This is a genomic window from Desulfovibrio desulfuricans (assembly GCF_004801255.1).
In the GTDB taxonomy this organism is placed as follows: domain Bacteria; phylum Desulfobacterota; class Desulfovibrionia; order Desulfovibrionales; family Desulfovibrionaceae; genus Desulfovibrio; species Desulfovibrio desulfuricans_C.
This window is the reverse complement of record NZ_CP036295.1, coordinates 969,155-991,814: the sequence shown is the minus strand read 5'-3', so window position 1 is coordinate 991,814 and position 22,660 is coordinate 969,155. Positions and strand designations below refer to the sequence as shown.

The 22,660-nt window shown below is 59.4% G+C and carries 23 protein-coding genes; 10 read left to right on the top strand and 13 right to left on the bottom strand.

Annotated features, from left to right (window positions below; genetic code table 11):
• Position 1 precedes the first annotated feature (1 nt).
• Genes rplV through rpsJ form a run of 7 tightly spaced genes read right to left on the bottom strand, consistent with a single transcriptional unit; the run spans position 2 to position 3,390 of the window.
• On the bottom strand, positions 2-340 hold the full coding sequence (gene rplV / locus DDIC_RS04105) for a 50S ribosomal protein L22 (RefSeq protein ID WP_136399271.1): 339 nt from the start codon (positions 338-340) through the stop codon (positions 2-4).
• Between the two features lie 9 nt (positions 341-349).
• Positions 350-634, bottom strand: coding sequence for a 30S ribosomal protein S19 (rpsS, locus tag DDIC_RS04100; protein ID WP_136399270.1), 285 nt, complete (start codon positions 632-634; stop codon positions 350-352).
• 9 nt (positions 635-643) lie between these two features.
• On the bottom strand, positions 644-1,492 hold the full coding sequence (gene rplB, locus DDIC_RS04095; protein WP_136399269.1) for a 50S ribosomal protein L2: 849 nt from the start codon (positions 1,490-1,492) through the stop codon (positions 644-646).
• A 2-nt stretch (positions 1,493-1,494) separates the two neighbouring features.
• Complete coding sequence (gene rplW, locus DDIC_RS04090; RefSeq protein WP_136399268.1) at positions 1,495-1,785, bottom strand: 50S ribosomal protein L23; 291 nt, start codon at positions 1,783-1,785, stop codon at positions 1,495-1,497.
• A 1-nt stretch (position 1,786) separates the two neighbouring features.
• Positions 1,787-2,419, bottom strand: a complete 633-nt coding sequence (gene rplD, locus DDIC_RS04085) for a 50S ribosomal protein L4 (protein ID WP_136399267.1) — start codon at positions 2,417-2,419, stop codon at positions 1,787-1,789.
• An 11-nt stretch (positions 2,420-2,430) separates the two neighbouring features.
• Positions 2,431-3,060, bottom strand: a complete 630-nt coding sequence (gene rplC / locus DDIC_RS04080; protein ID WP_136399266.1) for a 50S ribosomal protein L3 — start codon at positions 3,058-3,060, stop codon at positions 2,431-2,433.
• A gap of 12 nt (positions 3,061-3,072) precedes the next feature.
• Positions 3,073-3,390, bottom strand: a complete 318-nt coding sequence (gene rpsJ / locus DDIC_RS04075; protein ID WP_022658146.1) for a 30S ribosomal protein S10 — start codon at positions 3,388-3,390, stop codon at positions 3,073-3,075.
• Positions 3,391-4,248: 858 nt separating this feature from the next.
• On the opposite strand from rpsJ, the gene DDIC_RS04070 reads away from it, so the two are divergent.
• Both DDIC_RS04070 and secA read left to right on the top strand, forming a co-directional pair.
• Entirely contained in the window at positions 4,249-5,526 is a 1,278-nt protein-coding gene (locus DDIC_RS04070) for a tetratricopeptide repeat protein (RefSeq protein WP_247647554.1), read from the top strand.
• A gap of 226 nt (positions 5,527-5,752) precedes the next feature.
• Complete coding sequence (secA, locus tag DDIC_RS04065; RefSeq protein WP_136399264.1) at positions 5,753-8,326, top strand: preprotein translocase subunit SecA; 2,574 nt, start codon at positions 5,753-5,755, stop codon at positions 8,324-8,326.
• 61 nt (positions 8,327-8,387) lie between these two features.
• Here secA and DDIC_RS04060 read toward each other — a convergent pair whose 3' ends face one another.
• Together DDIC_RS04060 and DDIC_RS04055 are read right to left on the bottom strand one after the other, a co-directional pair.
• Positions 8,388-9,797: a GNAT family N-acetyltransferase gene (locus tag DDIC_RS04060; protein ID WP_247647553.1), complete on the bottom strand. Its 1,410-nt coding sequence runs from the start codon at positions 9,795-9,797 to the stop codon at positions 8,388-8,390.
• 101 nt (positions 9,798-9,898) lie between these two features.
• Positions 9,899-10,759, bottom strand: coding sequence for a PHP domain-containing protein (locus tag DDIC_RS04055; RefSeq protein ID WP_136399263.1), 861 nt, complete (start codon positions 10,757-10,759; stop codon positions 9,899-9,901).
• 112 nt (positions 10,760-10,871) lie between these two features.
• Here DDIC_RS04055 and DDIC_RS04050 point away from each other — a divergent pair, with 112 nt between their 5' ends.
• From DDIC_RS04050 to acs, 4 genes are all read left to right on the top strand, one after another.
• Positions 10,872-11,093 carry a Trm112 family protein gene (locus tag DDIC_RS04050; RefSeq protein ID WP_348769735.1) on the top strand — a complete coding sequence of 74 codons (222 nt, stop codon included), beginning with the start codon at positions 10,872-10,874 and terminating at the stop codon, positions 11,091-11,093.
• Positions 11,093-11,653 (top strand): phosphodiesterase, encoded by a 561-nt coding sequence (yfcE, locus tag DDIC_RS04045; RefSeq protein ID WP_136399262.1) that lies wholly within the window; start codon positions 11,093-11,095, stop codon positions 11,651-11,653. The genes DDIC_RS04050 and yfcE overlap by 1 nt, the downstream gene beginning before the upstream one ends.
• 17 nt (positions 11,654-11,670) lie before the next feature.
• Positions 11,671-12,507 carry a Maf family protein gene (locus DDIC_RS04040; protein ID WP_136399261.1) on the top strand — a complete coding sequence of 279 codons (837 nt, stop codon included), beginning with the start codon at positions 11,671-11,673 and terminating at the stop codon, positions 12,505-12,507.
• Positions 12,508-13,058: 551 nt separating this feature from the next.
• Complete coding sequence (gene acs / locus DDIC_RS04035; RefSeq protein WP_136399260.1) at positions 13,059-15,101, top strand: acetate--CoA ligase; 2,043 nt, start codon at positions 13,059-13,061, stop codon at positions 15,099-15,101.
• 234 nt (positions 15,102-15,335) lie between these two features.
• Here acs and DDIC_RS04030 read toward each other — a convergent pair whose 3' ends face one another.
• Together DDIC_RS04030 and DDIC_RS04025 are read right to left on the bottom strand one after the other, a co-directional pair.
• Complete coding sequence (locus tag DDIC_RS04030; RefSeq protein ID WP_136399259.1) at positions 15,336-15,749, bottom strand: hypothetical protein; 414 nt, start codon at positions 15,747-15,749, stop codon at positions 15,336-15,338.
• Complete coding sequence (locus DDIC_RS04025) at positions 15,746-16,297, bottom strand: hypothetical protein (RefSeq protein WP_136399258.1); 552 nt, start codon at positions 16,295-16,297, stop codon at positions 15,746-15,748. Before DDIC_RS04025 ends, DDIC_RS04030 begins: the two co-directional genes overlap by 4 nt.
• Positions 16,298-16,496: 199 nt before the next feature.
• On the opposite strand from DDIC_RS04025, the gene DDIC_RS04020 reads away from it, so the two are divergent.
• The 4 genes from DDIC_RS04020 (at position 16,497) to DDIC_RS04005 (ending at position 19,714) form a co-directional block, all read left to right on the top strand.
• Positions 16,497-16,745 carry a FeoA family protein gene (locus tag DDIC_RS04020; protein WP_136399257.1) on the top strand — a complete coding sequence of 83 codons (249 nt, stop codon included), beginning with the start codon at positions 16,497-16,499 and terminating at the stop codon, positions 16,743-16,745.
• A 158-nt stretch (positions 16,746-16,903) separates the two neighbouring features.
• Positions 16,904-17,158: a hypothetical protein gene (locus tag DDIC_RS04015; RefSeq protein ID WP_136399256.1), complete on the top strand. Its 255-nt coding sequence runs from the start codon at positions 16,904-16,906 to the stop codon at positions 17,156-17,158.
• A gap of 155 nt (positions 17,159-17,313) precedes the next feature.
• Positions 17,314-19,449: a heavy metal translocating P-type ATPase gene (locus tag DDIC_RS04010; RefSeq protein WP_136399255.1), complete on the top strand. Its 2,136-nt coding sequence runs from the start codon at positions 17,314-17,316 to the stop codon at positions 19,447-19,449.
• Positions 19,427-19,714: an HMA2 domain-containing protein gene (locus DDIC_RS04005; protein WP_136399254.1), complete on the top strand. Its 288-nt coding sequence runs from the start codon at positions 19,427-19,429 to the stop codon at positions 19,712-19,714. Before DDIC_RS04010 ends, DDIC_RS04005 begins: the two co-directional genes overlap by 23 nt.
• A gap of 63 nt (positions 19,715-19,777) precedes the next feature.
• Here the strand turns inward: DDIC_RS04005 and DDIC_RS04000 are convergent, their stop codons facing one another.
• Positions 19,778-20,959: an aminotransferase class I/II-fold pyridoxal phosphate-dependent enzyme gene (locus DDIC_RS04000; RefSeq protein WP_247647552.1), complete on the bottom strand. Its 1,182-nt coding sequence runs from the start codon at positions 20,957-20,959 to the stop codon at positions 19,778-19,780.
• Between the two features lie 53 nt (positions 20,960-21,012).
• A complete protein-coding gene (locus tag DDIC_RS03995; RefSeq protein WP_136399253.1) occupies positions 21,013-22,605 on the bottom strand; it encodes a diguanylate cyclase in 1,593 nt (530 codons plus the stop codon).
• Positions 22,606-22,660: the final 55 nt, after the last annotated feature.

Below are 22,660 nucleotides of genomic sequence, written 5' to 3'. Positions count from 1 at the left end.
CCTATTCCTGCCCTTCTGCGAGTATAACGGTGATGTGGCTGGTGCGCTTGTGAATCTTGGTCGCCCGGCCCTGAGCCCGGGGCATGAAGCGCTTCCAGGTGGGGCCTTCGTTGACCACGATTTCTTTCACCACCATGGCATCCACATCAACGCCGCCCAGCTGCGAGGCATTGGCCAACGCGCTTTTGAGCACGCCGAAAAGCACGCCAGCGGGCTTGTTGGGCGTGAAGCGCAGAAGGTTCATAGCCTCCTCCACTCCCATGCCCTGCACGTTCTTGGCCACAAGACGGGTCTTGCGCGGCGAAACGCGCTGGAATTTTGCAATAGCTTTAGATTCCATATCCCTACCCTACTTCTTGCCGGCCTTGGCCTTTTTATCGGCGGCATGCCCATGGAAGGTACGAGTGGGCGAAAATTCGCCCAGCTTGTGGCCGACCATGTTTTCGGTGACGAACACCGGCACGAACTTCTTGCCATTATGCACCGCAAAGGTCAGTCCCACCATTTCGGGCAGGATGGTCGAGCGGCGCGACCAGGTCTTGAGCACGCGGCGGTCACTGTTGGCCACCGCGCTGTCGACCTTCTTCATTACATGGGCGTCAACAAACGGCCCTTTTTTCAACGATCTCGGCATGAGCTACTCCTACTTCTGGCCGCGGCGTTTGATGATCAGCCGGGAAGAGGCCTTCTTCTTGTCGCGGGTCTTGTAACCCTTGGCAGGCATACCCCAAGGCGACACAGGATGACGGCCACCAGAGCTTCTGCCTTCGCCGCCGCCCAGGGGGTGGTCGATGGGGTTCATGGCAACGCCGCGAACCTTGGGACGACGACCCAGCCAACGATTGCGGCCAGCTTTGCCCAGAGAGATGGTTTCGTGGTGCACATTGCCCACCTGACCCACAGTAGCCACGCAGGTGGCAAGCACCTTGCGCACTTCGCCCGAGGGCAGACGCAGCAGGGCGTAGTTGCCCTCTTTGGCGACCAGCTGGGCGTAGGTACCGGCGGCACGGCACATCTGCCCGCCCTTGCCGGGGTACAGCTCGACATTATGCACAACAGTACCCACGGGGATGCGGGCCATCTGCAGAGCGTTACCGGGCTTGATGTCGGCCACGACGCCATTGCGATCGTTGATGCCGGACATGATCTTGTCACCCTGTTTCAGACCAACCGGAGCGAGGATGTAGCGCTTTTCGCCGTCCGAATAGTGCAGAAGCGCAATACGGGCGGTACGGTTAGGATCGTATTCAATGTGCGCAACAGTGGCTTCAACGCCGGTCTTGTCGCGCTTGAAGTCGATGATGCGGTACAGACGCTTTACACCGCCGCCACGACGACGGCTGGTAACGCGACCCAGATTGTTGCGGCCGGCCTTTTTGTTAAGGCCTTCGGTGAGCGACTTCTCAGGGCGCGTCCGGGTGATTTCCTCAAAGTCGGAAACCGTCTGGAAGCGACGCCCCGCGGAGGTCGGTTTCAGCTTGCGGACAGCCATGATTACACTCCCTCGAAGAACTCAATTTTATCGCCCTGGCGCAGCGTAACATACGCTTTCTTCCAGCCGGGCTTACGGCCTACAACGCGACCCTGGCGCTCCCTGTTCATAGGGGCGCGGCGCACAACGTTGACCGCTTCCACTTTAACGTCAAAAGCCTTTTCCACGGCCTGCTTGATCTCAAGCTTATTGGCCAGGGTGTGGACCATAAAGGCCACCTGTTGGGCTTCGTCCTTGATCAAGGTCGTCTTTTCGGTCAGCAGGGGCTTGAGCAGAACAGAAGTGATTTCCATCTTACGCCCCCTTCTTAGCGAAACGCGCCTGAACAGACTCGACAGCGCCCTCAAGCAGCACAAGCTGCTTGTGCTTGAGGATTTCAAGCACGCTAAGGCGATCGACAGTGGTCAGGGTGAGACCCGGAATATTGCGGGCCGAACGGGTCAGCGCGCTGTCTTCGGCGGGTGCCACGATGAGAGCCTTAGAGAGGCCCAACGTGTCGGCAACCTTGGCAAAATGCTTGGTTTTGGCTTCGGGCAGTTCAATACCCTTAACCACCATCAGGGTTTCGTCAGCCAGGCGGCTTGAAAGGGCCATCTTCATGGCCAGGGCGCGCACCTTGCTGTTAACCTTGAAACTGTAATCACGCGGGCTGGGTCCGAAGATGATGGCACCACCGCGCCAAATGGGCGAACGGTTGGAGCCGGAACGGGCACGGCCCGTACCCTTCTGCTTCCAGGGCTTGACGCCGCCGCCGGAAACCAGCGCGCGGGTCTTAACCATATGCGTTCCTGCGCGTTTAGCCGCCATCTGGGCACGCGCCACGAGATTGAGGATTTCGGGCCTCACCTCGATTTCGAACACGTCGGAAGCAAGCGTAACTTCACCGCTTTCCTGCTTGTTCTGGTCATATACTTTAACGGTAGCCATTGCTGCTTCCTCTACTGCTTGCGGATCAGCACCAGCCCGTTCTTGGGGCCGGGCACGGAACCTTTGACCAGAATGACGTTGTCCTCAGGACGCACGTCAACGATGGTCAGGCCCAATTCCGTAACGGTTTCATTGCCCCAATGGCCCGCCATTTTCCGACCCTTGAATACGTGGCCAGGAAAGGTGTTGTTACCAATGGAACCATTGTTGCGGTGCACCTTTTCGCAGCCGTGGGTGTCTTTGGAACCTGCGAAGTTCCAGCGACGCATGCGGCCCTGATAGCCCTTACCCATGCTGGTGCCGGTAACCTTGACCTTTTCGCCAGCGGCGAAAATTTCAACGGTCAGTTCCTGACCCAGCTCCTGCTCCGGCGCGCCCGAAAGGCGGATTTCGCGCAGGTGACGGAAAAGCCCCTTGCCTGCCTTGGCAAAGTGCCCCTGCAAAGCCTTGGGGGTGTGCTTTTCCTTAGCGGGGGTCATCGCGATCTGCACGGCGTTGTAGCCGTCAGTATCCGCGGTTTTGACCTGGGTGACGGGGCACGGACCGGCCTCAATCACCGTGACAGGCACGGCTGCGCCAGCGCCGTCAAATATGCGGGTCATACCGAGTTTGCGACCCAAAATTCCCATTTTCTCAGCCATGACTGCCTCTCGCTAGAGCTTGATTTCTACGTCCACACCGGCGGGCAACGAAAGCTTGCCCAGCGCGTCGACGGTCTGCTGCGTGGGTTCCAGGATATCCATGAGCCGCTTGTGAATGCGCATTTCAAACTGCTCACGGGACTTTTTGTCCACATGCACGGAACGCTGCACGGTGTACTTGTGAATGTTGGTGGGCAGGGGAATTGGTCCCGCCACACCGGCACCGGTATTGCGCGCCGTATCCACGATTTCCGCAACGGCTTTATCCAGAATGCGGTAATCGTAGGCTTTGAGCTTGATCCGAATGCGATCGCTGCTAACTGTCGTCATTTTGCCTACTCCGTTTGCAAAAACATCCCGCGCGGCCCTTGGGCTACGAGCGCGGGCTCCTTCACAGCATACGCGGGCCATGAAGCATGGCCCGAAGGCCGACCTCACCCTGGCAAGGAACGGAAAAACGGAGCAACGTAAGGGGTTGCGCTAATGCGCGCATCACGCCTGAATTTTCAGGAAAGATTCGGAAGATTGGACGCCTGAACGCGCCTGCATCATCCGCGTGATGCTCCCCGGCGTCGCTCAGGCCAAGCCACTTATAGAAAAGCGACTAGGCGGTCCCGCAGGGTCACCAAATGGGGGCTATCCCCCCTACCTTACAGCCCCGGGTCACACGCGGCCATGGGCTGCGGTGGGGTCCGTCCTTGGGCTGGAACGGCTCGACATTGTCCGGCATTCGGTAACGCCTGCACATGTCAAAACCTTAAACGGCCTATAAATTGTCCGTTTTCGGTACATCAGGGCGGACTCAACCCGCCCTTCCCTGCCGTCCAGGGAACGCCGACAAAACACTCTTTGTCGCGCGGAGATACTTTCTATCCAAGTTACCCTTGAACGTCAAGACATTTTCGCATTATTTTTGTATACTCAAGCTGCATCCCGCACGATGCAGCGGTTATACCTCTTGACGTGGAAACCTGGCAACCCTACAACTGCAGCGCACGCCAGTTTTGGCCGTGACAACTTTCTTGGACGCAACGACGCCTTTTTTTGCGGCATAAACGGTGTTTGCGGCTCACGTGCATTTTTTCAGGAGTAACGATGGCTACAGTAGACACTGCGAATAGAGCAAAGTTAAATTCATACCAAGACTCTGTTATTACATACCTAGCCAAAGAAAATGGGCATATTCTTGTGGTCAGTGACGATCAGGCATTCTGCACCCAGCTGCGCCTGACCCTGGCCAAGGAGATGGGGCTTACCGCCCAGAGCATATTTACGGCCCTGGCCGATCCGCGCCTGATGCTGCGCGAGCTGCGCGACATCATGGCCCGGCATCCCGCCCCTCTTGTCTTTATAGAGCGCAGCATCGGCGGTCGTGACCTCAGCTTTTTGGTAAGCCAGATCAAACAGGCCTTCAGCGCGATCAAAATCATTGTGCTCACGAGCGATGTGCAGCGCGACCGGCTCATGCTGCTGCACGAAGTCGGCGCTGACAACTTTATTGCCAAACCGGTTTCGGCCAATACGCTTATTGAAAAAATGGCCTTTACCCTCAAGCCGCAGAGCAAGCTTGGGCAGGTCATCGATATGGCAAAAAAGCTGCTGACCATGAAAAAATACGACATGGCCCTTACTGCCTGCCAAAAGGTGCTCGCCCTCAAACCGGGCAGCGCGGCGGCGTTTCTGGTTATGGGCGATGTTTTTCGCGCCACGCAGCAGTACGACAAGGCCCGCATGGCGTACGAATCGGCCGCAAAATCCGCAGATCTGTACCTGGCCCCCCTGCAGCGCCTTGCCGAAATGTACGAAGAAATCGGCGATATCCCCCAGCAGGTGCGCTACCTCGAAAAACTCGACTCGCTTTCGCCGCTCAATGTCGACCGCAAGGTCAGCCTGGGCGAGGCCCATTTTGCCAATGGCGACATGGATAAAGCAGAGGCTTTTTTTGAAAGGGCAGTCGTGCAGATGAACCGCGAGGCAGCCGACGGACTCAGCGCGCTTTCGAGCCGTATTGCCGGCATCTATGGCGAGCGTGCCCCCGAAATGGCCGAAAAATTTCTGCGCAGCAGTCTTGAGGCCAAGGGCAAACGCCTTAGCAGGGGCGATCTGTCGCTCTTTAACCAGCTTGGCATCAGCCTGCGCAGGCAGGGCCGCTGGCAGGACGCCATTACCGAATACAAGCGCGCCAGCAAAATCGCCCCCGACGATCCCACGCTCTATTATAATGTAGGCATGGCCTTTGCCGAAGGCGCGGATTTTCTTCAGGCCAAGGCCAACCTGGTAAAGGCGCTGGATCTGGAGCCGGAAATGGTCAAGACCAACGCTTCCATCGCCTGCAACTTTGGGGCAATATTTTTGCAGTCGGGCGATCGTGACCGGGCCGCCCAGTTTTTTTCGCAGGCGCTGGAAATAAAGCCCGGCATGAAGCTGGCCCTGCAAGGCCTGCAACGGGCACAGACAAAAAGCTAAGCAAGGGCGGCGGCGTTTACCCTTGCCCCATGTTACGTTTATACGGCGAATCAATATTAATTTTGCCGCGTAACATTGCCAACCTTAATGTTATGTCTTATTTTTGAGAGATGCCGTGCATTGCCCTTTGGGGGCAATGCACCACGCAATCAGTATATCCCGCAGAGCGGCGTCACTGTTGGCGCGCGCTCAGCGTAAGCGACTGGCCCTCGTGTAAGGAGAGTTCATGTTCGGTTTCCTTTTCAAAAAATTCTTCGGCAGCACCAATGACCGTTACTTGCGTAAACTCCGCCCCATGGTGCAGCGCATCAACGAGTTTGAGCCGCAGATGCAGCAGCTGTCGGATGCGGACTTTCCTGTCCACATAGCGCAATACCGCCAGCAGGTACAGGGTGGCGAAAAAACGCTGGAAGCGCTGCTGCCCGAAGTGTTCGCCCTCGTGCGCGAAGCCTCCCGACGCAAGCTGGGCATGCGTCACTACGATGTGCAGCTCGTTGGCGGCATTGTGCTGCACAAGGGCAAGATTGCCGAAATGAAAACCGGCGAAGGCAAAACCCTGGTGGCGACCCTGCCCGTGGTGCTCAACGCCCTGTCGGGCAAGGGCGTGCACGTGGTTACGGTCAACGACTACCTTGCCAAGCGCGACTCGGCCTGGATGGGCCAGCTGTATGAATTTTTGGGCCTGAGCACAGGCGTTATCGTGCACGGGCTGGACGACGACGAACGCAAGGTAGAGTACGGCAAGGACATAACCTACGGTACCAACAACGAGTTCGGCTTCGACTACCTGCGCGACAACATGAAATTTTACGCCAACCAGCTGGTGCAGCGCGGGCACAACTTTGCCATTGTGGACGAAGTGGACTCCATCCTTATCGACGAAGCCAGAACCCCGCTGATCATTTCGGGCGCGTCGGACGAATCGGTGGGCATGTACCGCACGGTGGACGATATTGTGCGCCAGCTCACCCCCGAGCACTACACGGTAGACGAAAAGGCGCGCACCGCCATGCTTACCGACGAGGGCGTGGCCCGTTGCGAAGAACTGCTCACGCTGGACAACCTTTTTGACCCGGCCAATATCACCGCCCAGCACCACGTGATGCAGTCGCTCAAGGCGCACCTGGTTTTCAAGCGCGATGTGGACTACATCGTTCAGGACGACCAGGTCATCATCGTAGACGAGTTTACCGGCCGCCTCATGGCAGGCCGCCGCTACTCCGACGGCCTGCACCAGGCCCTGGAAGCCAAGGAACACGTCACCATCGCCGCCGAAAACCAGACGCTGGCTTCCATCACCTTCCAGAACTACTTCCGCCTTTACGAAAAGCTTTCGGGCATGACCGGCACGGCCGATACCGAAGCTGTCGAATTCCACCAGATATACAACCTTGAGGTTGTTTCCATCCCGCCCAACAAGCCCATGATCCGCAAGGATCACCCCGATCTTATCTACCGCTCGCGGCAGGAAAAGTTCGACGCCATTGTTGAGGCCATTGCAGAGCTGCACAAAAACGAGCAGCCCGTGCTGGTGGGCACCATATCTATTGAAACGTCCGAGATGCTCTCGCACCGGCTGGCAAAGCTCGGCATTCCCCACAGCGTGCTCAACGCCAAACAGCACGAAAAGGAAGCTGAAATCGTCGCCCAGGCCGGCCAGCGAGGTCGCGTGACCATCGCCACCAACATGGCCGGGCGCGGCACGGACATCATGCTGGGCGAAGGTGTTGTAGATCTTGGCGGCCTGCACATTCTCGGCACCGAACGTCACGAGAGCCGCCGCATCGACAACCAGCTGCGCGGCCGCTCGGGCCGTCAGGGCGACCCCGGCTCATCGCGCTTCTACCTGTCGCTTGAGGACGACCTCATGCGTCTTTTTGGCTCGGACCGCATCAAGGGGCTCATGGAAAAGCTGGGCCTGCGCGACGGCGAGGCCATTGAAAACGCCATGGTCACCCGCGCTGTCGAAGGCGCCCAAAAGCGCGTGGAAGCCCACCACTTTGAAATCCGCAAAACCCTGCTCGATTACGACAACGTCATGAACCAGCAGCGCGAGGTTATCTACACCCTGCGCCGCGAATTGATGGTTGAGGCGAACCTTGACCCCGTGCTGCAGGAATTTATGAGCGACGTGCTGGACGACGTGTACAGCCCCCTCGACTCTGTTTCCATTGACGATCAGGACGAAGCCCGCGCGGCGGCCATGGCCCGTCTGCGCGAGGTGTTCAACCTTGACCGCGTGCTGCCCGAAGATGCCCGCCTGCCCGAGCGCGAAGAAACCCAGGATATTGTGCGCGGCCTCCTCGACCAGCTCAAGACGGAGACCGGCCCCACCTATGCAGACATCCTGCGCTACTTTTTGCTGGAAGAACTGGACCGCTGCTGGAAGGAGCACCTGCGCAACATGGACGCCCTGCGCGACGGCATAGGCCTGCGCGGCTACGGCCAGCGCGACCCCAAGCTGGAGTACAAGCGCGAAGGCTTTGAAATGTTCCAGGCCATGCTTTTCCAGATTCGCGAAAGCGTGTTCCGCGCCCTCACGCGCATACGCGTGCGCATCGAACCCATTGAAGAAGAACAGCAGCAGGAACAGCCCCCCGTTGAAGAACCCAAGGGCACCCCGCTGACCCGCGAATACCGCCACAAGGAGAGCAGCGCCCCGCTTTCCTACTCCAGCGGCGGCAGCATTACTGAAGAATCCCACAAACCTGCCAAGGCTGGACCGCGCATTGGCCGCAACGATCTTTGCCCTTGCGGCAGCGGCAAAAAATACAAAAAATGCTGCGGGCGAGAAAGTTAGCAACCTGCAATAACGCATACAAGTAAGGGCGCCTTTTGGGGCGCCCTTACTTTTTACGGCATCAGAAGTAATCCGAAAAATACGGTTTGTCCGGCGAAATCAGCGTTTCCAGCGTTTTGAGCAGATGGTAGTCCATATCAATGCGGTCATTATTGTAGAGATAGGTTGGCCGCTTGTAGCCCATCAGCATGGTCGTGAGCGTCTTGATGTCCAGCGAGAGGCGGTGCCCGGTGCTCCAGTTGTTGACCTTTTCGCACAAGGTGCGGCCATCGCGCCAGCTTACGTGGAAGATACCGTTGTTCCACGGGGCCATAACGTCGCTCACCTCAAGCTCGAGGTTCAGTTTGGGGTCCTCAAACTGAAAGGTGTACTGCTCGATAAAGCGCTGCACGTCCACAATGCGGGCCATGGCATAAGGCTGAATGCTCTCGTCAATTTCGCTGTCTTCAAACTGAAAGGCAATGGGCTCGCCGGTGTAGTTTGCCCCTTCGACCTTGGTGATCATGGAAAAATGGGCGCTGATGTAGTTCCAGATGCCGTACTTGGCCTCCTGGTTCAGATAGACCATCTCCTTGATGCTGAAAACTTCGTTTTCTATGTAGTAAATAACGTAGCCCAGGGGCTTGGCGTCGGCGCTGTAGTACACTGCCGCCATAACGTCGTCCGAATCCCAGCGCCAGTATTCCTCCCACTCCAGCTTGCTGCGGACAAGCGCGCCGTGCTCCTGCAGGGCAAAGTACTTGTAGACCCTGTGCAGGTCTTCGCATTCGATGTCCACGCGCTCGATCTGCCCTTCAACGGCGTGGCGCTTGGGCAGCTGGGTGTCCTTGATGGAAAAGGTCATCTTGTCCGAGACAATTTCCCAGCCGTGCTTGCGGTACAGAGGGATGGAATAGGGACAGAGGTACGAGACGATCTGCTGCTGCGAGCGCATGTACTCAAGACTCTTGCCAATGAGCGAATGTATCAGCCCTCGGCCCGTGTATTCCGGGTAGGTAGCCACGCCGGTAACGCCGCCCATCTTGCATATTTCGCCCTGGATATTCACTTCCATGGGGTAGATGACTATTTGCGAGGCAAGATGTCCCTTATAGAACCAGCCCATGACGTACGACGCCTCAAAAATGGGCATCTTGGACTGCTTCATCTCCATATCCGACCAGCCGATGCGGGCCATCTCGGAGGTACTGACCTGAAACGCGTAGCGCAGCAGGGCCTCAAATTCCTCAAAGTCATCTTCGCCAAGCTGGCGCAGCTCAAAGGATTCTGTGCCTATGTCCTTTATGGTCGGGGCTTCTCTGTGGGGGGCGGCAACGCCCTGCGCGGCTGACCCGCGCTCGGGTCGGGCAACGGGCACAAGTGGTGCGCCGTCGTGTTCGTCCGGGGGAACCCCCGCTCCGCGGAAAGGATGCGGCTGCAGGCGTGGCCCCTCAAGTGGGGGAAGATGCTGCTGTTTATGAAGAATACGCATGCAATGCCTTCCATATGGTGTGAAAAACCGCTGTACATCGGCTGACCCGATTGCGCAAGAGGTTTCACGGGCCGCCAAAAAATGCGGCAAAAAGCGGATTGTCAGATGTTGAGGCCTGCGGCGCTGCGGCGTTCTTTCAGACCCTGGAGCACAGACAAGCTTACGCGTAAGCCCCCGTATCCCTGGCCCAGCCGGATGGAGGGCTTGTTTGATCCGTGATAGTCCGAACCGCCCGAAACGCCAAGGTCAAACCGCTTGGCCAGGGCCAGACAGGTGCGAACGTCCGCGTCGGAGTGCTCGCTGTGGTAGGCCTCAATGGCGCTGAGCCCGTAGTCTTTGAGACGCGCCACCATGGAATCCAGCCACCCGGCCGGGGCCTTCCACAGCAGGGGGTGCGCCAGGCATACGGTGGCCCCCATCGAGACCAGCAAGCGCACGCTTTCATCTGGCTCCAACACGGTCTTTGGCAGATAGGCCTTGCCCCTGCTGCCCAAAAATTCCTTAAATACCTGCCGCACATCCTTGGCAAAGCCCTTGCGCAGCAATACTTCGGCGATATGCGGCCGACCTACGCTTTCGCCCTTGGCGGCCGCCAGCACCTCATCCATGCAGATGTCATAGCCGAGATCCTGCAGTTTTTTTACAATGCCCGTGTTGCGCTCGGCGCGGCGCTCGCGCAGCCAGCTCAGTTTTTCCAGCAGGAGTTGCGGCTTTTCAGGCAGCCAAAGGCCGAGTATATGCAACTCGCCCAGTTCCGTACCGGTAGAAATTTCGCACCCGCGCACCACCTCAATGCCAAGCTCGCGCCCGACCCGCTGCCCTTCATCCAGTCCCGAAAGGGTGTCGTGGTCGGTAATGGCAACGGCCGCAAGACCCGCGGCATGGGCCTTGGCCACAAGCTGGGCGGGGGGGTCCGTGCCGTCGGAGGCAGAGGAGTGCGTGTGCAAATCTATAAAATTCATACTCTCTTTCATGGAATAATTGTCATACCAGAAAATGGCAATATGGGGAAGCCTTGAACTGGAAGCCGCTTGGAGATAGAATACCTGCTCACGCAGATAAGAAGGATATTTTATGCCAATGGAAACCAACGAACTGCTCCAGATTCTGGCCTGCCCCAAATGCCTGGGCAACCTTGTGGCTCTAGAAGACAACGGCTCCGTCGCCGCCTTTGCCTGCAAAGTTTGCGGCGTGGCCTACCCGGTGCGGGACAACATTCCCATCATGCTGGTTGAAGAATCCGTCCCGCTGGACGAATGGAACAGGCAACACCCCGCCGCCAGGGAAAAAGCCTGATGCGCCTGCTGGTTGCTTCTGACCTGCACGGCTCTGCGGAGAGCCTGCGCTTTTTGCTGAACAAGGCGCACGAGCTGGCCCCCGATGCACTGGTGCTGCTGGGCGATCTTGTCTACCACGGCCCGCGCAATCCCTTGCCGCAGGGCTACGACACGCGTTCGGTGCTGCAAACCATGCCCGACCTGTCTGCCTTGCCCTGCCCGGTCATTGCCGTGCGCGGCAACTGCGACGCGGAGGTTGATTTGGGGCTGCTGCCCTTTGACGTTGCGGAATCAGCCTGGATCGACGCCGACGGCCTGAATATTTTTGCCAGCCACGGCCACCACCTGCCCGAGCGCCCCCCGTGCCCCGGCGTCAAGCCCGGCACGGTGTTGCTGCGCGGTCATACCCATGTACCGCGCGGCGAGACCATTGCCGGCCTGCACTTCTGGAATCCCGGTTCCCTCTCCCTGCCCAAGAGCGGCTCGCCGCGCACGTACGGCGTTATCGACCAGGGCGTCTTCAGCGTGCTGGACATGCAGGGCGGCGTACTTTTGCGGCATGCCCCCGCAGCCGTCTAGCCCGGCAAAAGCACACGATGACATCCAGTCTTTGCCACTGCGCCCCGCCAGCAGGCGCCAGCGAGATATTATGCCCGCTGTTTCGTCTTTCGCCCGGTTTTGAGCTTTTGCTGGCGTCGGGCTCGCCCCGCAGGCGTCAGTTTTTGAACGAGTGGGGGCTGCCCTTCCGTCTGGCGCTGCCCAATGCGGAGGAACCCCGCCCGCTGCAGGGTGAACCGCCCGAGGCCTACACGCGCCGCGCCGCAACGGCCAAGGCGCTGGCGGTGGCCCAGACCCTGCGCCAGCAGGCGGCGCACAAGGCCGCTGATGGCGCACCCGCCGCGTCGCCCCAGCCGGTCATACTGGCGGCGGACACGGTCGTGGCCATCGGCGGCGACATCCTGGGCAAACCGGACAATCCCGCGCATGCCCTGAGCATGCTCGCCCGACTCAACGGCGCGAGCCACGAGGTGATCAGCGCAGTTTGCCTGCTGCTGCCCGCCCAGCCTGCACTTACCCCCGCAGCTCAAGCTCTGGCAGATGTTCCGGCCAGTATTTCCTATACCGAGGCCAGCGCCTCGGGCAACGCCAACACGGCGTTCAACCTTCAGGAAACGCTCGTGGGTTCCTTTTGCATGCTGACCTTCAGCGATGTGAGCCGGGTTTTCTTTCATCATTGGCCCATGCCGGTGCTGCAGGCCTATGTGGACACGGGAGAGCCCACCGACAAGGCGGGCGCGTACGCTATTCAGGGCCAGGGGGCCGTGCTGGTCGAGCGGGTCGAAGGCTCGTGGAGCACCGTGGTAGGGCTCCCCGTCACAGCATTGGCTCAGGTCATGATGGACCGGGGCCTCATGCTGCCCTGCCGCTGCTGAGCCGTCCCGGCAGAGTAGTTCTGAAACCCCGCCGGGCTGACATTGCGGCCCGCAGCGCAGCGTTTTTTCAGTCCTGGAGCATTGGCTCCAGCCTACCCCTCGAACCACCTTTCCGGCGCATGCCCCCCGCAAAATCCCCATACTCAGCATTTGCCAGAGTTCCTGTCTGTGTTTCTGACCATATCCATGGTCTGCAGACTCGGCCCACGCTTCAACCGGGGCTGCCTTCCGCTATTACCTGCCGCGTGCCGAAGACCCTGCGGGTGAGCAGCAACATGCCTTTTTTTGCATTCCACAGATTTTTTAAAAAAAATAAAATAATTTTGGCCCTATTTTGTGATTTATTTCCCTAATTGGTATGGCGTTCCAATCCGCATAGCATGGTATCCTAGGTTGCAGTTTAGACCTAATTGTGAAAAAAAGCTCAACTATGACTGAAAGACCAATCAATCCCGGCCTCTTGACGACTCTCTAGAATATCTTTATTGCTGTATCATGGAATTACTTCACCTCTAAAAATTTATGTAACAAACAGGAGGGAGGATTTTATCATGTCCCAGGAAAGGATCACAACGCTGTTAAATGAGAACCGCAGCTATCTTCCACCTGAGCACGGCAAAACTTCTGCATGGGTATGTGGGCCAGAAGAATATAATGCTCTCTGCAGCCGCGCACTGGAAGACCCCAATGATTTTTGGGGTGCGCGAGCATCGCAGTTGATCCATTGGTTTAAGCGCTGGGACAAAGTACTTGAAGCTGATGAGGTAAACCACAAATACAAGTGGTTTACAGGCGGCAAACTTAATGCCTCCTTTAACTGCATAGACAGGCACCTCATCTCTGGGCGGCGCAACAAGGCCGCGCTTATCTGGCAGGGCGAAAAAGAAACTGATGTTCGCTGCTATACCTACCAGATGCTGTATACTGAAGTGTGCCGCGTGGCTCATGCGTTGAGCTCGTTGCGCATCCGCAAGGGCGATCATGTGGCTTTGTACATGCCCATGATCCCCGAGCTGTTTATCGCCATGCTGGCCTGCGCCCGCATTGGCGCCATCCACACCGCCATTTTCTCCGGCTATGCCGAGGGCGGCGTCCGCAGCCGTATTCAGGGCTGCAAGGCGCGCGTCGTCATAACCGCAGATGCGGCTGTGCGCGGCGGCAAGTACAAGCCCCTCAAGGCCAACCTTGACCCCATCCTCGAAAAGTGCCCCTCCGTGGCCCATGTGGTTGTGGTCAAACACGCCGGCATTGACGGCGTCAACATGCAGCGCAACCGCGACGTGTGGTGGCATGACCTTATCGACGACTTTACCCTGAACCCCGATTTTCCGTGCGAACCAATGGACGCCAACGACACGCTCTTTCTGCTGCACACGAGCGGCAGTACGGGCAAGCCCACAGGCGTCATGCACTCGACGGGCGGCTACCTTACCTACGCGGCGCACTCCACGCAGTGGTGCTTCGACATGCGCGACGACGACGTATACTGGTGCACGGCCGACGCAGGCTGGATCACCGGCCACACCTACGGCGTATACGGGCCGCTTTCGCTTGGAGCCACCACCCTCATGTTTGAAGGCGTGCCGACGTGGCCGTACCCTGACCGCTACTGGCGCATTGTGGAAAACTTCCGGGTCAACATCTTCTACACCGCGCCTACGGTCATCCGCTCGCTCATGCGCATGAACGAGGCCTGGACAGAGCGCTACGACCTGCGCAGCCTGCGCATTCTCGGCAGCGTGGGCGAACCCATCAACCCCGAAGCGTGGCACTGGTACCACAAAAATATCGGCGGCGGCGAGCTGCCCATTGTGGACACATGGTGGCAGACCGAAACCGGCGGCGCAATGATAGCCCCCATGCCCTACGCCACCAAGCTCAAGCCCGGTTCGGCCTCCAAGCCGCTGCCCGGCATTGACGCTGCGGTTATCGGCACGGCCTCCCGCGACGGGGACGAAGCCGAGGCCGGCAGCAAGGCTGGCCACCTGGTCATCCGCCGCCCGTGGCCCGGCATGATGCAGGGCGTGTATAATGATGAAGAGAAATACCAGTCCTACTTTTCGCGCTTCGGCTGTTATTCGTCCGGCGACGCTGCGGAAGTTGACCAGGATGGGTACTTCTGGATTCTGGGCCGCGTCGACGACTCCATCAACGTGTCGGGGCACCGCCTGTCCACGGCTGAAATCGAAGCCGTGCTGGCCGCCTGCCCCGAAGTAGGCGAAGCGGCCGTGGTGCCCATGCCGCATGCTCTCAAGGGCGAAGGCATTTACGCCTATGTGGTCACCCGCGACGAAGTGCCGTGGAGCGCCCAGTTGCGCGTCAAACTGCGCGACGCCGTGCGCCGCGACATCGGCGCGCTGGCCAGCCCGGAATACATCCAGTTTGTGGACGCCATGCCCAAGACCACCTCGGGCAAGATCATACGCCGCATGCTGCGCAAAATCGCAGGCGACAGCTATGAAGACATCGGCGACACCACTTCGCTGGCCGAACCGGATGTCATTGGCAAGATCATAGAAGGACACCGCAACCTTGTTGCAGGCAGACACGAAACGGAAAGCGCCCCCGAAGGCGCAGCTGCCGAGCAAGCCTGACACTTCAGAAGCAAGACTGCCCGGAGCGGCCTTGCCCCCTAAGCGGGTCGTACCCTCAGCGCCCCGCTAAAACAGCACACCCCCGCATTATTGTGCCAATGCGGGGGTGTGCTGCTGAGCTTAAAAAAGACAGCAAAATAACACTACAGCAGGCTTGCCATGGTGACGCCTCTTATGGGCGGACCCGACCTGCAAAGGCCCGCCGTCAACGCGGTCGCGCAACGGGCCGCGCCCCTATGCATCAGGGCGCGTGGTTGCTGCGGGGTTTTGCCCCGGCTCGTTGTCAGCGCCCTTTACGCGCGTGTTTGGCGATATGTCTGGCGCGCTCTCTGGCCCGGTATTTTTCGCAACATCTGTTCCGCCGTCTTCTGGCCTCGCAGCCTGCGTCTGGTCCGCAGCCGCAACACGGCTCCAGCGGCCAAGGGTTTCATACATCCAAGCCCACACGGCCCTGCTTTCTTCTGGCATGCATACTGTGGCAAGACACAAGGCTATCACCAGCAGGGCAAGCGCGGCCAGTACAAGGGCCAGAGCCTGAGCCGCAAGGGCAAAGGCCGCCACGCCGGCAAAGGCAATCAGCGCCCACTTGCCTGCAAACAGTCCGCCACGCGCGCAAGCCGCGCGCACCTTGGCAACAATATCCATCATACAGCCTTACGCCGCACCCACACATGGCGGCCAGCCATGAGGGCCCAGGCCAGCCCGGCCACAAGGTGAACCGGCTTGGAGCCTGCCAGTCCAGACGCAAGGCACAGGCCCGCCACACCCAGCATGGCCCGTACCTCAAGCTTACGGCGCGAAATACCCAACAGGTTGCGCTTGTCACCTGCACGCCCCGCGCAAACGCGGGGTGCCTCGGCACGGACGCCCGTGCGGGCTGACGTACCGGCGGCATCGCCGCCCCGCCACTGCTCGCACCTGCGAGCACGAGCCGCAGCGCGCCTTTCCCCCGCCACCACAGCCAACGGACGGGCCAGCGCAGGCACGCTCTTTTCCAGCCGCACGCAAATTTCCGCCACATCCGCACCCGGCTGCAGCAGCAGCAAGAGCGACTCCGCACCGGGGCGCACTTCGTCCACGCCCGGTTCCTTGCCAAGGGCGGCCTGCGCCGTAGCGCTCACTGCGACTTCGCCCAACGCCGGATGCCGCAGACGCGCCCGCCCTTCCATGCTGTGCACTACATAAACAGGCAACATATATTATCTCCTTGTGGTCGCAGGATATCCTCATCAGCCAATCAAATTTGAAAACGACTTTCTTTTCTCTTGACACAAAACTGCAATGAAGGCAAGGTTAGTCCACGGGAAAGAGCACCAGGCAGAAGCCTGACAGGCCCCGGACGGTTGCAAGCCGTTAAACAAATTTGAACCAGCCTCAAACAGAGAGAGTGCACGCATGAGCCAGATTGTCAATCTGCGTCAGATGCAAGTTGGACAGCAGGGCAGGATTGCCGCTGTGGAAGCCCTTGGTGAAATGAACCGCCGTATACGCGACATGGGCCTTATCCCGGGCACTACAGTTTCTATTGTTGGACGTGCGCCCCTTAAGGATCCTGTTGCATTGCGCCTTTCTGGCGTAACCATCTCCCTGCGCAACAGCGAAGCCGACTTCATAAAAGTTGACCTCTCTGGCGCATCCAACTAGCGTTTTATCTAAGCTAACCAGCCCCAAAAATCTGCGCTTTTTATCGTCCGGCCGCATCAGCGCGGCCGGACGAGCGCTGAACTATTATCTGGATTCGGCCCCCTGCCGCATTTTCAGCACCGACCGAATCCGGGCACCCACTAGTAAGGAGAAGAAACATGAACGAAGGCATGAAGTGCGGACTGTGGTTTTTGGGCGGCGTGGCCCTTGGCGTGCTGGGCGCAGTGGCCGTGAGCAAGGGCAAGCTTGATTTCAAACCCCTTGCCACCGATCTTTTGAGCCGCGGCATGGACGTCAAGGACGCCCTGCTGAGCAAGGTCGAGTCCATCAAGGAAGATGTGGAAGACCTCACCGCCGAGGCCCGGCTTGCTGCTGAAAAGCGCAAGACCTCCAAGGATGCTGCCGAAGCGTAATTTCAGGCGGTTTGTGCGCCAGCCCCACGCGGGCGGCGCACTGCGCTGCCAGGTGCCGCCCGTCAGCACGGGCGGCACACGTCGTCCTGCGCACGGGCAGGGCAATAAAAGTCTTCAAGAGCGCGGCCATGGCCGCTTCGCCTCAAGGAGCGCGCATGCGTTTTTTTATCGTCCATGAATTGCGCGGCATTACAAGCCCAGATTCCGGCAGGATGCGCGTGCGCGCATCCTGCCGCCTTGGCGGGGGCCGTGCGGAAGCGCTGGCTGGCGCTCTGGCGTCACTTGAGGGCATTGCCCAAGTGCGCGCCAATGCCCTGGTGGGCAGCCTGCTCATTTTTTATGACAACGAGGAAAGCCGCGTTACAGCTCTCACCCTGCTGGTGGGCGCGGCCGACGCCAAGGGCCAGTTTGGCCTGCCGGAACAGCCCGGTGCGGACGCAACCCAGCCCGGCAACGAACTTATGCCGCTGGTGCGCTATATTTTTGTACGCCCTTTTTTGCCGCTGGCGCTACGCGTGTTCAACAGCGTTGTCAGCGCGCTGCCTTATATCTTCAAGGGGCTGGGAGCAGTGCTGCGCGGCACGCTGAGCGTGGATGTTCTGGATGCCGCCGCCATCGGCGCATCACTGGTCATGAGGGATTTTCGCACGGTCAGCATGCTCACGCTGCTGCTCGGTCTGGGTGAAACCCTTGAAGACTGGACGCGTCGACGCTCCATGGCCTCGCTGACCGAAAGCCTTGCCCTTAATGTTGAAAACGTATGGCTGCTGGTTGACGGCACGGAAGTTTCCGTGCCCCTCGCCCAGGTGCGCGAGGACGACCTTGTGGTTGTGCGGGCGGGCGGTTCCATACCCGTGGACGGCGAGGTGGTTGAAGGCTGCGGGCTGGTAAACCAGTCGTCCATGACAGGCGAACCCCTCGGCGTGCACCGGGCAGAGGGCGCTTCTGTATACGCGGGCACCGCGCTTGAAGAAGGCAGGCTGGTTATCCGCGCCCGCCATGTGGGCGACGGCACGCGCTTGCGTCAGGTTGTCAAATTTATTGAAGAATCTGAATCGCTCAAGGCCGGAGTTCAGGGCAAATTTGAGCGTCTGGCCGACATGGCGGTTCCCTTTACCTTTGGGCTTGCCGGGCTTGTGTGGCTCATCACACGCGACTTTCGCCGGGCCTCGTCAGTGCTGCTGGTTGATTACTCGTGCGCGCTCAAGTTGGCCACGCCGCTGGCGGTGCTGGCATCCATGCGCGAAGGCGCGCGGTACGGCATCGCCATCAAGGGGGGCCGCTACCTTGAGGCCCTCAGCGAGGCCGACGCCCTGGTGTTTGACAAAACCGGCACGCTCACCCAGGCCAGCCCCAAGGTTGTGGAGGTCATCCCCGCCCAGGGCTTTAACCGGGACGAAGTGCTGCGGGTCATGGCCTGCCTTGAGGAGCACTTTCCTCACCCTGTGGCTCGGGCCGTTGTGCGCAAGGCCGAGGAGGAGGGCCTGCAACACGCCGAAGAGCACGCCCATGTGGAATACGTTGTGGCCCACGGCGTGGCCTCTACCCTGCACGGCAAAAAAATGCGCGTGGGCAGCCGCCACTATATCGAGCACGACGAGGGCGTGGATTTGTCCTGCCTTGCCGAGGCCATCCGCCAGCAGACAGACCTTGGCCGATCCCTGCTGTTTATGGGCGAAGACGGCCTTGCAGCGGGGCTGGTCGCCATTGAAGACCCCCTGCGGCCCGAGGCGGCAAGCGTGGTCGAGACCATGCGCACCCTTGGCATGCGCCGGGTGTTCATGCTCACCGGCGACGACGAGCGCACGGCACGGGTTGTTGCGGCGCAGGCGGGCATTACGGAATTTCGGGCGCAGGTGCTGCCCACCGACAAGGCCCATATCGTGCAGGAGCTTGCGGCGCAAGGCTGCAAGGTGCTCATGGTCGGCGACGGCATCAACGACGCCCCTGCCCTCTCGGCGGCCCATGTGGGCGTGGCAATGAGCGACGGCACAGATCTGGCCCGCGAGGTCGCCAATGTGCTGCTGACCCACCCAAGCCTTGAAGGACTCATAAGCGCCCGCATGCTGGGCGACCGTACTCTCAGGCGTATTCACGCCAACTTTGTGACCACCATGACCCTTAACAGCCTGTTTTTGATGGGCGGTCTGTTTATGCTGCTCGGGCCTGGCGTTTCTGCCCTGCTGCATAACGTCACAACCCTGGGCGTGGCGCTCAACGCCATGCGCCCCCACCTGCCGGAAAGCCTGCCCGGCGAGGAGTTCTATTATGAACGCCATCCATCTGCTTAAATACGTGCGCAGCTTTGTAGACGGCAGAGTGCGCATACGGCACCCCGCGCTGCGGCATGAAGGCGTGCTGCGCCTGGCCCGCGAAAAGATGTCCGCCATTGACGGTGTTCGGGCGGTGGAAGGCAACAGCGTAAGCGGCTCGGTACTGATAACCTACGACAGCGGGGCCATCCCACGCGAGCGGCTTTTTGCCATAGGCGAAGCCTGGGCGCTGTATCTGGACGCCGTTGGCGCGGGACGGGATGCAGCTGTCCCCCATTTTTGACGACAATCCCCGCCCGGCAGCGCCAGGCGGGGATCACTGTTTGCAGAGGCTGCGCGGGCCATCCTACGCGAGGCCCTGCGTTGCCAGCCATTGTTCAAACCGCGCAAGGTGTGCCGCAAAACTCTTGCGGCCAAAGCCCATACGAAAATACGGTTCGCTGATGCCGTAGACCGAGCCGGGCAACAGCAGCACCCCTGCCTCGTGGGCCAGCCTTTCGCAAAACCCGCTTGCAGGTTCGCCAATACGTATACGCGGAAAACCAATAGGCCCCGCCATGGGGCGATTGTAAACAAAAAGGTTGGCGTGCCGGGCAAAAAAGGCGTCCGCTGTTTTCAGGTTTTCGGCAATGATCTGACGATTTTTTTTCAGCAATGCTGGCCCGTGCCGCAGGGCAACAAGGGCCAGCGCCTCCGAGGGTGTTGCACCGCAGATGCTCAGGTAATTTTTGTAGCGGGCGATGCCCTCCATCACCGCCGCATCGCGGCAGGCCAGCCAGCCCACACGCAGGCCAGGCAGACCATAGGCCTTGCTGAGCACCCCGAGAGAAATACCTTTCTCGTAGGCATCGGCAATCCACGGGGCATGGACGGCCCGGTCTTGCCCTGCAGCCGCGCTCTGGCCGGGGGCTTGCGCCTGCGCATTCCAGCCCAGGCCTCGGTATACCTCGTCGCAAAAAATCCACGCGCCGCATTTGCGGGCCAGCGCGCACAAGGCCCCGGTCTGTTCGCTGTTGAGGGTAAAACCCGTGGGGTTGTGCGGCGTGTTGAGCACAATGGCCTTGGTGTCTGGCCGCACGAGAGCAGCCAGCTCGTCCATGTCCGCCTGCCAGCCTTGCGGCGTCTGCCGCAGATGCCACATGTCCACCCGGCAGCCCAGGCTGCGGGCCACCTCATACAGCGACTGGTAAGCCGGAAACATGCAGACAACATGATCGCCCGGCTCGAGCAGGGTGTTCATGCAGGCAAATATGCCCTCCTGAGCGCCGGTGAACAGCACCACATTTTCCTGACTCATGTCTGAATACAGGTCGGCCACGGCGCGGCGCAGGTCGGGCCTGCCGTTGTTTTCGCCATATCCGAGGCTGGTGTTTAAAAAATCCCTCCGGGCCGCTTCGGGATCGGGCTCAAGCTGCAGCAGTGCGTCAATGCTCACGGCCTCGCAGTCGGACTGGGCAAGCAGATACGGCGTGGAAAATTCGTACCGGCCAAAAAACACTTCAAGCTCAAACGGTGGAACACGCATCATCAAACCCCTGTAACCCACGGCGGGTGCACGCCGCATGGGGCGCACCCGCCGCGCTATTCGTGATTTGCAGAGTAAAAACAGTAACGTCTCTTGCCAAAGCGCTTTGCCTCGTACATGGCCACATCGCCGCGCCTGACCAGGTCTTCGCGCGAGAGGCCCGGCTGCTGCACCAGGGTGATGCCGATGCTGGCCGACAAGCCCCGAAAAGCCTCGTGCCCCTCATAGGCTCCAACCATGGCCGCCAGCAGATCACCTGCCCGGCTGCGCAGAAGCTCCTCCGTACAGCCGTTGGGGAAAAAGGCCGCAAACTCATCCCCTCCCAGACGCGCAATGACCGCATTGCGCAGATGCTTGCGCAAAATCTGGGCCGTCAGCGCCAGGGCCTTGTCGCCAGTGTAATGGCCGAACTTGTCGTTGACGTACTTGAAATTGTCGAGGTCAATATAGGCAAGCCCAGCGCCCACAGGCAGGGTGACAGGGATATTTTTAAAAAAGTAGTGCCGGTTGAAAAGCCCCGTAAGATCATCCGTGTCGGCCCGCTGCCTGAGGCGTCTTTCAACCTGCCGCTGCCGGGTCACGTCCCGGTAGATGCAGATCATGCCGATCACATTGTTAAAAATATCAAATATTTCATTCTCGTACATGTCAATGTACTTTTCATGCCCATCCACGGCAGAACGCATTTTGACATGCTTGCCGCTGCGGACAAAGCCGAGACGCTCAATGGCCCTTTGACGAAGCACCTGGCGAGGTTCGCCAATAATATAGTCTGATGGCCCGATGCCAAAAAGCTTTCTGAACCGCTCGTTAAAATTGACGATACGCCTGTCGGCGTCGAGAATTATCACCGCGTAGGGTATGCTTTGCAGCACCAGATCCAGTTCTGCCGTCACGTTGGCGATATCGGTCACATCATGGGCAATGCCCACTGTGCCTATAATGCCGCCTTCGTCGTTGAACAACGGAGCCTTGCGTGTCTTGAACTGCCGCATGCCCTGCGGGGTTTTGACAACCTCGTCAAATACCCCTATCTCACGCGAATTCATGACGATTTCGTCCGTCTCAAGGCATACGAATTCGCCCTGCGCGTATTCCTCCGGCTCCAGATCCCAGATAAAATAATGCCCCCGCCCTTCTATCACCTCGCGGCTTTTGCCCACAAGGCGGCAAAAGGCCTGATTGACTTTGACGTGCACGCCCTCGACGTCTTTGAACCACACAAGATCAGTGGTGAGATCAATGGCTGTATTGAGTTGCAGGGCGGCAAGGTCGTGGTCCTTTTGCCGACGCACCCTATCCAGCAGCCGCGACACATAAAAGGAGCAGAGGGCGGCGCTGCGGCTCCCGGCCCATACCTCGTCGAGCAGGCAAAGATGCCGCTCTTCCAGCCCTGCCGCGCCCGCGTCCACGCAGACAAACAGCGCATCTGCCCGTGCAGCGCTGCGCATGGCAGGCAACTGTTCCAGAGCCGGAGCGTCCAGCAGCACAATGTCGGCCTCGGCCAGCGCCGGCAGCGACGCCAGATCATTTGCGCCAGCAGCGGTTATGGCATGGGTAAAACCGGGGTGCGGCGCAGAGTCGCGCAGCGAGGACTCAAGCGATGCATCAGAACAGCACAGCAGTATCCGCAACGTGTGATGATACATGGCATTCCTCGTAAATCGTCAAATGGGGGGAATGTCTGTATCCTTTACTAATTAT

What these genes read in the sequence shown, in the direction of transcription:
- DDIC_RS04015 (WP_136399256.1), top strand. Translation starts at nt 16,904, where the DNA reads ATGAACGAAGGCATGAAGTGCGGACTGTGGTTTTTGGGCGGCGTGGCC.
- rplD (WP_136399267.1), bottom strand. Translation starts at nt 2,419, where the DNA reads ATGGCTACCGTTAAAGTATATGACCAGAACAAGCAGGAAAGCGGTGAA.
- rplB (WP_136399269.1), bottom strand. Translation starts at nt 1,492, where the DNA reads ATGGCTGTCCGCAAGCTGAAACCGACCTCCGCGGGGCGTCGCTTCCAG.
- DDIC_RS04005 (WP_136399254.1), top strand. Translation starts at nt 19,427, where the DNA reads ATGAACGCCATCCATCTGCTTAAATACGTGCGCAGCTTTGTAGACGGC.
- DDIC_RS04020 (WP_136399257.1), top strand. Translation starts at nt 16,497, where the DNA reads ATGAGCCAGATTGTCAATCTGCGTCAGATGCAAGTTGGACAGCAGGGC.
- DDIC_RS04060 (WP_247647553.1), bottom strand. Translation starts at nt 9,797, where the DNA reads ATGCGTATTCTTCATAAACAGCAGCATCTTCCCCCACTTGAGGGGCCA.
- DDIC_RS04030 (WP_136399259.1), bottom strand. Translation starts at nt 15,749, where the DNA reads ATGATGGATATTGTTGCCAAGGTGCGCGCGGCTTGCGCGCGTGGCGGA.
- DDIC_RS04000 (WP_247647552.1), bottom strand. Translation starts at nt 20,959, where the DNA reads ATGATGCGTGTTCCACCGTTTGAGCTTGAAGTGTTTTTTGGCCGGTAC.
- DDIC_RS04040 (WP_136399261.1), top strand. Translation starts at nt 11,671, where the DNA reads ATGACATCCAGTCTTTGCCACTGCGCCCCGCCAGCAGGCGCCAGCGAG.
- yfcE (WP_136399262.1), top strand. Translation starts at nt 11,093, where the DNA reads ATGCGCCTGCTGGTTGCTTCTGACCTGCACGGCTCTGCGGAGAGCCTG.
- DDIC_RS04025 (WP_136399258.1), bottom strand. Translation starts at nt 16,297, where the DNA reads ATGTTGCCTGTTTATGTAGTGCACAGCATGGAAGGGCGGGCGCGTCTG.
- DDIC_RS04055 (WP_136399263.1), bottom strand. Translation starts at nt 10,759, where the DNA reads ATGAATTTTATAGATTTGCACACGCACTCCTCTGCCTCCGACGGCACG.
- rplV (WP_136399271.1), bottom strand. Translation starts at nt 340, where the DNA reads ATGGAATCTAAAGCTATTGCAAAATTCCAGCGCGTTTCGCCGCGCAAG.
- rplW (WP_136399268.1), bottom strand. Translation starts at nt 1,785, where the DNA reads ATGGAAATCACTTCTGTTCTGCTCAAGCCCCTGCTGACCGAAAAGACG.
- DDIC_RS04010 (WP_136399255.1), top strand. Translation starts at nt 17,314, where the DNA reads ATGCGTTTTTTTATCGTCCATGAATTGCGCGGCATTACAAGCCCAGAT.
- acs (WP_136399260.1), top strand. Translation starts at nt 13,059, where the DNA reads ATGTCCCAGGAAAGGATCACAACGCTGTTAAATGAGAACCGCAGCTAT.
- rpsS (WP_136399270.1), bottom strand. Translation starts at nt 634, where the DNA reads ATGCCGAGATCGTTGAAAAAAGGGCCGTTTGTTGACGCCCATGTAATG.
- rplC (WP_136399266.1), bottom strand. Translation starts at nt 3,060, where the DNA reads ATGGCTGAGAAAATGGGAATTTTGGGTCGCAAACTCGGTATGACCCGC.
- DDIC_RS03995 (WP_136399253.1), bottom strand. Translation starts at nt 22,605, where the DNA reads ATGTATCATCACACGTTGCGGATACTGCTGTGCTGTTCTGATGCATCG.
- rpsJ (WP_022658146.1), bottom strand. Translation starts at nt 3,390, where the DNA reads ATGACGACAGTTAGCAGCGATCGCATTCGGATCAAGCTCAAAGCCTAC.
- DDIC_RS04050 (WP_348769735.1), top strand. Translation starts at nt 10,872, where the DNA reads ATGCCAATGGAAACCAACGAACTGCTCCAGATTCTGGCCTGCCCCAAA.
- secA (WP_136399264.1), top strand. Translation starts at nt 5,753, where the DNA reads ATGTTCGGTTTCCTTTTCAAAAAATTCTTCGGCAGCACCAATGACCGT.